Consider the following 9,768-nt stretch of genomic DNA (forward strand, 5'->3'; position numbering starts at 1 on the left):
GCGTCTCGACCATGATGCCGAGCGGCGGCGCGGCGCGGCCCATCGCCCTGGCCTCGCGATCGAGGATCGCATGCGCCCGCGTGAGCTCGTCCACGCTCGCAACCATCGGAAGCATAATCTTGATATCGTTCGCGTTCACGCCGATCAGCGCGCGGAACTGGGTCGCTAGCAGTTCGGGACGCGCCAGCCCGAGCCGCAGCCCGCGCACGCCCAATGCCGGATTTTCCTCGGCGGGCATCGGCAGATACGGCGCGGGCTTGTCGGCGCCGATATCGAGCGTGCGCACGATCAACGGCCGCCCGTCGAGCGCGTCGGCGACGCCCTGATAGGTGGCGCGCTGCTCGGCCTCGTCGGGTGCGTTCGGCCGGTCGAGGAACAGAAACTCGGTCCGCAGCAGGCCGCAACCTTCCGCACCCTCCCGCACCGCTTTTTCGGCATCGGCGATCGAACCGAGATTGGCGAAGACCTCGATATGTTTGTCGTCGCGCGTTACCGCCGGCTCGTGCGATCGTGCGCGCGCTTCGACCCGGCTTTGCTCGCGCCTTTTCTGGTCGGCCTTGGCCGCCTTCTGCTCGGCGGGCGAAGGATCGACCGTGACGACGCCATTGCTCGCATCGAGGATCAACGGCGTGCCGTCCGCGATCGCTTCGATCGCACGCCCGAGCGCGGTCAGCATCGGCACGCCCATCGACGCGGCGATGATCGCGGCGTGCGAGGTGGGGCCGCCCTCGGCGGTGCAGATACCGGCGATGCCCGCATCGGCGAGCGCCATCAGTTCGGACGGCAATATCTCGCGCGCGACCAGGATGACGCTCTTGGGCACCTTGCGATCGAGCGCCTCGCCATGGAGCGCCGCCAATATCTGACGCTCGACATCGCGCAGATCGTCGATCCGCTCGGCGAAGCGGTCGCCCGCGCCCGCCAATGCGGCGGCGAAGCCCCTGCCCGCCTCGGTCCAGGCCTTGTCCGCCGACGCGCCCGCGACGATCGCACGCTTGGCTTCGGCGAGCAGAGCGGGATCGTCGAGAAAGGATAGATGCGCCTGTGCGACCTGCGCGGCCGCATCCGCGCCGGTCGAGCGCGGCAGCAGATGGTTACGCACCGTCACGCGCGCGGCATCGAGCGCCGCGCGTTCTTCCTCGACGCCGCGGCTCTGCTCGCGGATCGCCGGCATCGGCGCTTCGCCGAAGTGAAAGCTTTTCGCCAGGACGAAACCCGGCGCGGCGGTGACACCGCGCATCGGACCGCTGGGCGCCGCCGCCGGTTCGGCGGCGACGGATATCGCTGTTGGCGTGGCCGGAGCGCCGGACACCCGCTCCAGTTCGCCCATGCCGCTCTCGATCAGCTCGGCAATCGCGGCCACTGCCGCTTCGGCCTGCGCGCCCCCGGCGGCCACGATCAACTCGGCGCCGTGGCCGAGCGTCAGCGCAAGCATCGCGACCGGGCTAAGCGCGGACGCGGTCTTTCCTTCGGCCGTGCGCAGCTCGATTGTGGCGTCGAACCCCTTGGCGAGATCGGCGATGCGCGCGGCGGGGCGAGCGTGCAGGCCATGTTTGAGCGGGACGCGCAGCGTCCGCAGCGCCGATGCGGCGGCAGCCGACCCGGCGACGTCAACCGCCGTCCCATCCACCGAAAACAGGGCCGCGCCGCGCTCGACGAGACCGTCGATCCCGCCGGTTACGGTACCGCCATTGGTGACGATCACCGGCGTGATCAGGCTCTTGGCGTGGCGTGCGAGGTAATCGAGATCGAACTCGATCAGCAGGTCACCCGCCGCGACGCGCTGGCCATCGACGACGTGCGCGGTGAAGCCCGTGCCCCCCAGCGCGACGGTGTCGATGCCGATATGGATCAGCAATTGCGTGCCGTCGTCGAGATCGATCGTGACCGCATGAGCCGACGGATTGAGCGTGACGATGCGGCCCGCCGCCGGCGCGACCAATCTGCCTTCGGTCGGATCGATCGCAACGCCGTCGCCGAGCATGCGGCCGGAAAAAACCGGATCCGGCACCTGATCGAGCTTTGTGACCCAGCCGGCAAGTGGGCTCGGGATGGAGAGGCTCATTGCGGTCCCGAGAGCGTGAGCTTGTCGAGCACCCAAATCGGATCGACTCCGTTCTGGGTGAAGGTCGCGCACAGCAAATGCACGCCGGTCTGCGGTGCGATCGTGCCGGTCAGCGTGGTGACGCCGGCATTGGCTTTGGCGGGCGCGAGCCGCAGCTTCGCCACGACCGGGCCGTTGCAATCGTCGAGCCGGATTTCGAGTTCGCCTTCGGGCGTCTCGGGCTTGCGGAAGGTGATGTGGTTGACCGCATCGCCGATCGCGAAGTTGAAGGGGACCGAGCCCACATCCGCGGTGATCCGGGAGGCGCCGTCCATCGGCGCGGCGCGCCACAGCCAGCAGGGCTGCATCACGTCGACCCAATGGACCACGCGCTTGCCGTTGGTGGTTCCGTCATCCTCGAGCCGAAGCGGAATCTTGCCCGCGCCGGTGCACAATTCGAGCTGGGTGCCGAAGCGCGTTCGCAGCGCCGCCGCGTCGACTGGCCAGCTTTGGGCCGGACTGATCGGCGCTCCACCCAGGAAGGCCTGCGCGGTAAGCGTGCCGGTCATCGCGATCGGCGCCTGATAGGCAAGCGAGGCGGCCGTCGGCGCGCTGCCGTCGATTGTGTAACGGATCGTGCCGATGCCGGCCTGCTGGCGCAATGCCACTTGAGGCGCGGCCGGCGAACCTGACAGATCGGCCTGCGGCACCAAGGGCGTCACGTCGAAACCGAGATGGAGCGCACGATAGCGATCGAGTTCAGCGGCGAGACGCGGCGCGAAGGCATCCCAGTCGCGTTGCGCCGGCCTGGCCCAGCCAAGCTCGGCCAGGATCGCGGCACGCGGCCAGATCATGCGCTCGGCATAATCGGTGGTGCGGGCATGCTCGGTCCATTCGTTGACCTGCAGTCCGATCAGATGCTTGCGCTCCTCCTCCGTGAGCGAGGGCGGCGCGACTTCGAACGCATAGACCTTTTTCCAGTCCATCAGCGCACCGCGGCCGGGCGGCTCGTCGTCCGATTCAGACTGGCGATTGTCGAGGTAAAGATCGGGCGCGGGCGACAGCACGGTATCGTGCCCGGCCTTGGCGGCGGTGATCGCCCCGTCGATCCCGCGCCACGACATGATCGTCGCCGATTGCGGCACGTCGCCGAGCAAGATCTCGTCCCAGCCGATCAGGCGGCGGCCATGCTTCTCGATGTACGCGCCGATCCGCGCGGTGAACCAGCCCTGGAGCTTGTCGTCGCTGGCGAGGCCCAGTTCCTTGCGCTTGGCCTGGATCTTCGGGTTGGCGGCCCACTGATCCTTCCACGCCTCGTCGCCGCCGACATGGATGTAGCGCGAAGGAAACAACGCCATCACTTCGTCGAGTACGTTCTCCAGGAAGGTGAAGGTCGCGTCGTCGGTGTTGTAGAGATTGGGCAGGATGCCCCAGTCCGGGCTCGCCGATGTCGGCGGCGTCGGGGTCGCGGCGAGTTCGGGATAGGCCGCGATCGCCGCGGTCGCGTGGCCCGGCATCTCAATCTCGGGCACGATCGTGATGTGGCGCGCGGCGGCATAGGCGACCACGTCGCGGACCTGGTCCTTGGTGTAGAAGCCGCCATACGTCACCGGCTTGCCTTCGGCGTCGAAGCCGGCCGCGCCTGCATCCTGCCGCCAGGCGCCGATTTGCGTAAGCTTGGGATATTTGTCGATCTGCAGGCGCCAGCCCTGATCGTCGGTCAGATGCCATTGCAGCACGTTCAGTTTGTCGAGCGCCATCCGATCGATCAGCGCCTTCACGAACTCGACCGGCTGGAAGTGCCGGGATGAGTCCAGCATCACCCCGCGCCAGGCAAAGCTCGGCGCGTCGTCGATCGTCATCGCGGGAATTGATCCGGCCGGGCCCGCTCGCTGGACCAGCTGCCACAAGGTGGTCGCACCATAGAACAGGCCGGTATCGCTGCCGGCGCTTATGGTGATCGCATTGGGTGTGACTTGAAGCCGATAGGCTTCGCCGCCCGCAATGGTGGCATCGCGGCGGAAACGGATCGCCCGGCCCTTGCCATTGGCGATCGCGGGAAGCCCGGCCCGCACGAGCAGTTCGTTGAGACGGGCCGCTGCCGCGACCGCGCCCTTGTCATGCGTATCGTAAGACAAAATACTGCCCACCAGCGCGAAGGCGCCCGCCTTGGGCACAATCGACGCCGGCATGGGCAGCAGGGAGACGGTTGCCACAGAGGGGCCCGGGGCGTCCGCCACCGCCGCGCCCGGGAGAAGGGCAGCGGCGGCAATCCACATCAGGCGCATCGACAACCCTCTCCGCCGCTACGCCAAGCTTTGTTTCAGAAGTTGAGCTTAGCGCCAACCCAGTAGGTACGGCCATTATTGTAATAGGCCCGCGGGACGGAGGGGTCGCCCACGAAGTAGTAAAGCTTGTGATTGAGCAGGTTCTGCGCGTCCACCGTGATCGCGATCTGCTTGGTGACATGCACCAGCAGCGAGCCGTCGAGCTGGCCGAAATCATCCTGCCACATCGGCGTACCGCGATCGATGCCCGACCGGAACTTCGAACGGAAGCTGTAGGCCATGCGGGCGCTCAGCAGATCGTTCTCAAAGTAGATCGTGCCGTTATAGGTGTTCTTGCTGTTGCCATCGATCGTGCCGCCGCCCGAGGCCTTCGCGTCGGCGTAGGTGTAGTTGGCGATCACGCCGAAGCCCAACCACAAGGGCTGCTGCCAGTTGATTTCGAAGCCCTTGTTGGTGCCGCCCTTGCCGTTGACCGGCGCCGTCACCAGGAAGTTCGCGCCCTGCGGATGCTGGAGCGTGACGTAGAACTGGCTCGTGGTCTGAGCGGTGATGTAGGACGAGATGTCGAGATAGAAGACACCGACCGACAGCAACGCCTGCTTGCCGTAATACCATTCGGCGGCGAGGTTGTAATTCCAGGCGCGGGTCGGTTTGAGATGCGGGTTGCCGCCCGCGGTACCGGTCAGCGCCAGATCGGACAGCGAGAAGGCGCCGGCGAGCTGGGCATAGCCCGGACGCGTCATCGTCTTCGCTATTCCGCCGCGGACCAGCAAATCGGGCTGGATATTGTAGGTCAGGTTCGCGCTGGGCAGGATGTCCCAATAGCTGTTGTTGTCGTCGACCTCGCCGAAGCTGCCGAACGCGTTGACGATCGTCAGATTGGGCGCGTTGGGCGAATATTGGACCGTGTCGAGCTTGGTGTGGATCGCCCGCACGCCGATATTGCCGCGCCAGTCGCCGGTGTCGTCGCCCAGCTTGGCCATCGCATAAGCCGCTTCGGTATCTTCCTTCACCGAGAAGCTGAGCGGCGGATAGAAAGCGAACTGGCGGCCGCCGGCAACACTATCCAGCTCCTGCTTCACCTTGTCCTCGTCGGCGAGCGAATATTGCGGGAAATCGTACAGGCCCTTGCCGAAATTGCCCGGGATCAGATCGCCGTCATAGACGGTGCCGAGGCCGATCTGGTTGGTGCCCGAATAGAGGCCGTTACCCGGCCACGCATAAGCGGTGTAGTTGACCGAACGCTTGTGGTGAGCGAACCGGCCGCCAACCTTGATCGACTTGATGAAGCCATTGTCCGGCGCCTCCCATTCGAGGTCGGCACGGCCATAAAGTTCGGTATCGGGCGACTTGATCTTGCCGCCCCACGACCAGCTGTAATAATTGTTGAGATAGGCCTGACTGGTCGGATCGGTCGGAAGGCCCGGGAAGCTGACGTCCGCGGTCTTGCCGGTGATCGTGTAGGACACGCCGGTGTTCCAGTAGGTTTCCCACGCGAACGTGTCGGTCGTGGCGCCCTCGCCCTTGGTGTAGCCGACTTCGCCGGTCAGCGTCACAGCGTCGCTGGCGTGGAAGGTGGCGTCGGCATTGGCGACCAAAGTCGACGAATAGGCCTTGCGGAAGATGTCGTCCTGGACGCGGCCCTGGACGGTGGCGCCGCTGGTCGTGGTCGGGTTGAAAGTGGCCGACGTCAGAATGCCGTTGCTGACGGTGTAATTGGCGAGCGCGTAGTTCGGCCCGGGAGTCGAATTGTTGGCGATGTCGCGGCTGATCCAAGCCATCGAGTTGGTGTTGACGTTGTCCGCGTCGAGGCGGGTGTAGAGACCATTCAGATTGAGCTCCAAGCGGTCATTCTTGAACTGCAGGGCGATCAGGCCGCCCTTGCGGGTGCGCTGCTGGCGGAAATAGGTCGCACCGATCATGTTCGGCGCGGTGACCGTCTGGCCGGTGCCGGCGAAATTGGCGATGTCCGCATAGCCGAGGAATTCCTGGCCATCGCGGCGGAAGTCGCGCTTCTGGAAGAAGCCCGCGGCGAGTATGCCGAACGTGCCTTCGTCATTCTTCCAGCTGACCAGACCCGAGGCCTGCGGCGTCCACTTGCTGGCAAGGTCGTTATAAACCATCTGCCCGGTCAGCGAGATCGTGCCCTTGGGCAGATCGAGCGGCTTGCGGCTGTGGAGATTGACCGTACCGCCGATGCCGCCTTCCTGCAGATCGGCTTCGCTCGACTTGTAGACTTCGAGGCTGCCGACGATTTCCGACGGCAGCAGGCTGAAGTCGAAGCTGCGCCCGCCATTCTGCTGATCGAGCACGAACCAGTCGCCGGTCGCGACCGAATGGCCGTCGAGCAGGGTCAGGTTGAGGCTGGGATCGGTGCCGCGGATCGAGATGTTCTGATTCTCGCCGAAGCCGCCGGCGGCGGCCGAGCCGGTCACGACATTGACGCCGGTCAGACGGCCGAGCGAGTCGGCGACGTTCTTGTCCGGGAATTTGCCGATATCCTGCGCGGTCAGGACTTCGCTGACCATGTCCGATTTGCGCTTCTGATCGAGCGACGCCTGGATCGACGCGCGAATGCCGGTGACGATGACTTCGTCGCCGGCCTGCGTGGCCGGCGCGGGCGTTGCCGTCGTAGCCGCCCCATCCGCCGATACTGGTGCGTCTGCCGCCGATACCGGCGCTGCAACCGCCATCGCGATCAGGCTTACGCCGAGTGCGAAAATCCCCTTACGATCCTTGACCATGCTAAGACTCCCCATGCCGCTCATCCGTGATGACAAGGCCAATGTATGACCAATGCGAACCAAACCCTGCGAACTCAGGAACCGATACGATGCCGATTCCCGTTGTACGAACGTGATTAGGACGGATTGGTAACAAGATTGCAATACCAAAAATGCATTAAAAGCAATTTTTGGTATTGTAGTGGTATCTTTCGTGCGGCAAGAGGATGGGGCGTGGAGGGGACATTGGATGTTCGTTGAACGGGTTGGTCGACTTTCGGCGGGGGATAGCGCGCCGCTTTATCTGCAGCTGCAGCGCGTGCTCCGGCAGGCGATCGAATCGCATATATTGAGCGCCGACGAGGCCTTGCCGGCCGAACGCGATCTTGCCGACGCGTTCGAGGTGTCGCGCGTCACGGTGCGCAAAGCGCTCGACGGACTGGTCGATGCCGGCCTGCTCACCCGCCGTCACGGCGCGGGGACATTCGTCGCCGCGCGCGTCGAGAAGAATTTCGCGACGATCACGTCCTTCACCGAAGACATGCAGGCGCGCGGCCGGCATCCGCACAGCGAGTGGCTGGCGCGCTCCGAAGGATTGGTGACGCCGGAAGAAGCGATGGCGCTGGGCCTGAGCCCCGGCACGCGGGTGTTCCGCTTCACCCGCATCCGTTATGCTGACGAGCAATCGATGGCGCTCGAATTCTCGACGGTGCCGGCGATCTGCCTCGGCTCGCTCGATGCGGTCGAGGAATCGCTTTATGCGGCGCTCGGCGACGCGCGGCCCGTGCGCGTGCTGCAGCGCTTGCGCGCGGTTTTGTTCACCGTCGATCAGGCTGAGATGCTTGCGGTTGAGGCGGGTGCGCCCGCGCTCGAGATCGAACGGCGCGGCTATGCCCAGGACGGGCGCACGGTCGAGTTCACGCGTTCGCTCTATCGCGGCGACAGCTATGATTATGTCGCCGAATTCGGGACGGGCGCAGCTTGAGCCACAGCCTGTCATCCCAATCCACGCTGATGTTCGCCGAAGCCGCCGAAGCCGCGAGCGCGGTGCGCCGCCAGCATGCGCGCAATGCGGAAGCGGTCACCAAGCTCGGCGAAACGCTGCGAACCATGCGGCCGCGCGTGTTCATCACGCTCGCGCGCGGCAGTTCGGACAATGCAGCGACCTTCGCCCGTTATCTGGTCGAGACGCAGGCCGGCGTGCTGACCAGTTCGGCCTCGCCTTCGATCGCGTCGGTTTACGATGCCGCGCCGCCGATGCAGGGCGCGGTGATGCTCGCCATCTCGCAATCGGGCCGCAGCCCCGATCTGGTTGCATCGGCGACCGCGGCCAAGGAACAGGGCGCGTTCCTGATCTCGCTGGTCAATGACGAGGATTCGCCCTTGTTCGCGCTCGCCGACGCGGCTTTGCCGCTCTGCGCCGGGCCGGAAAAGAGCGTCGCGGCGACCAAGAGCTTCATCGCCACGCTCGCGGCCATTTTGCATATCGTCGCCGAATGGACCCAGGATGCGCGTATCGCCCGGGCGGTGACGGCGCTTCCCGATCTGCTCGACCGCGCCTGGACGCTGGACTGGTCGCCGGCTTTGCCCGTGCTGGATCATGCGGACCATCTGTATGTGGTGGGCCGCGGCCACGGTTTCGGCGTCGCGCAGGAAATGGCGCTCAAATTCAAGGAAACCTGCGGCGTCCATGCCGAGGCATTCAGTGCGGCCGAAGTGCGCCATGGCCCGATGGCATTGGTCGGCCCCGGCTTTCCGGTGCTGCTGACCGCACAGGACGACGAATCGCAGGCGAGCGTGCAATCGCTCGCCGCGGAATTCGCGGCACGGCACGCGCCCCTGCTCGTCGCCGGGCTGAAGGATGCGCCCGGCACCACCCTGCCCGCACTCGATGCCGACGCGCTGGTGCAGCCGATCCTTCTCGTGCAGAGCTTTTATCGCATGGTGAACGAACTGGCCGTAGCGCGCGGACGCGATCCCGACCGTCCCCCCACGCTCGCCAAAGTCACGGAAACGGTCTGATGGCGCTCGCGCTCGTCAATGGCCGCGTACTGCTGCCGGCCGGTTTGCGGGAGAATGTGTGCGTCCTGATCGACGACGGCCGCATCCGCGCGCTCTCGTCCGAACCCGCGGCGGATGCCGAGCAGATCGACCTTGGTGGCCGGATCCTGCTGCCGGGCTTCATCGACACGCAGGTCAATGGCGGCGGCGGCGTGCTGTTCAACGACAGCCCGACGGTCGAAGCGATCGCGGCGATCGGCGCGGCGCACCGACGCTATGGCACGACCGGTTTCCTGCCGACCCTGATCAGCGACGATCTCGACGTGGTCGCGCGTGCGATCGAAGCGGTCGATGCGGCGATCGCGGCGGGCGTGCCGGGCGTGCTCGGCATCCATATCGAAGGGCCGTTCCTGAGCGAGAAGCGCCACGGCATCCACGACCTCGCCCGGCTGCGGAAGTTCGATGGCCGCGCCTTCGATCTGCTCACCTCGCTCAAGCATGGACGCACATTGGTGACGGTCGCGCCCGAGATCGTCGCGGCAAGCGAGATCCAGGCGATGGCGGCGCGCGGCCTGATCGTGGCGGCGGGCCATACCGACGCGGATTACGAGACGGTGCACAACGCCATCGACCATGGCCTGACCGGTTTCACCCATGTCTTCAACGCCATGTCGCCATTGATGAACCGCGCACCGGGTGCGGTCGGCGCGGC

The 9,768-nt window shown here is 65.7% G+C and carries 6 protein-coding genes; 3 read left to right on the forward strand and 3 right to left on the reverse strand.

Annotated elements, in window-relative coordinates:
- From VK533_RS06930 to VK533_RS06940, 3 genes are all read right to left on the reverse strand, one after another.
- Positions 1-2,065 (reverse strand): glucose PTS transporter subunit IIA (locus tag VK533_RS06930; protein ID WP_324376135.1); only part of this gene is annotated, 2,065 nt, incomplete at its 3' end.
- A complete protein-coding gene (locus VK533_RS06935) occupies positions 2,062-4,332 on the reverse strand; it encodes a family 20 glycosylhydrolase (protein ID WP_324376136.1) in 2,271 nt (756 codons plus the stop codon). The genes VK533_RS06935 and VK533_RS06930, both read right to left, overlap by 4 nt.
- Positions 4,333-4,367: 35 nt before the next feature.
- Positions 4,368-7,076: a TonB-dependent receptor gene (locus VK533_RS06940; RefSeq protein ID WP_324376137.1), complete on the reverse strand. Its 2,709-nt coding sequence runs from the start codon at positions 7,074-7,076 to the stop codon at positions 4,368-4,370.
- Positions 7,077-7,305: 229 nt separating this feature from the next.
- Here VK533_RS06940 and VK533_RS06945 point away from each other — a divergent pair, with 229 nt between their 5' ends.
- From VK533_RS06945 to VK533_RS06955, 3 genes are all read left to right on the forward strand, one after another.
- Positions 7,306-8,040, forward strand: coding sequence for a GntR family transcriptional regulator (locus tag VK533_RS06945; protein ID WP_324376138.1), 735 nt, complete (start codon positions 7,306-7,308; stop codon positions 8,038-8,040).
- Positions 8,041-8,069: 29 nt separating this feature from the next.
- Positions 8,070-9,077: an SIS domain-containing protein gene (locus tag VK533_RS06950; protein ID WP_414712287.1), complete on the forward strand. Its 1,008-nt coding sequence runs from the start codon at positions 8,070-8,072 to the stop codon at positions 9,075-9,077.
- Positions 9,077-9,768: N-acetylglucosamine-6-phosphate deacetylase (locus tag VK533_RS06955; protein ID WP_324376140.1), on the forward strand; the 692-nt coding region annotated here is incomplete at its 3' end. The genes VK533_RS06950 and VK533_RS06955, both read left to right, overlap by 1 nt.

The sequence above is a fragment of the Sphingomonas sp. genome (assembly GCF_035317925.1).
GTDB lineage: Bacteria > Pseudomonadota > Alphaproteobacteria > Sphingomonadales > Sphingomonadaceae > Sphingomonas_I.

What these genes read in the sequence shown, in the direction of transcription:
- VK533_RS06950 (WP_414712287.1), top strand. Translation starts at nt 8,070, where the DNA reads ATGTTCGCCGAAGCCGCCGAAGCCGCGAGCGCGGTGCGCCGCCAGCAT.
- VK533_RS06945 (WP_324376138.1), top strand. Translation starts at nt 7,306, where the DNA reads ATGTTCGTTGAACGGGTTGGTCGACTTTCGGCGGGGGATAGCGCGCCG.
- VK533_RS06935 (WP_324376136.1), bottom strand. Translation starts at nt 4,332, where the DNA reads ATGCGCCTGATGTGGATTGCCGCCGCTGCCCTTCTCCCGGGCGCGGCG.
- VK533_RS06940 (WP_324376137.1), bottom strand. Translation starts at nt 7,076, where the DNA reads ATGGTCAAGGATCGTAAGGGGATTTTCGCACTCGGCGTAAGCCTGATC.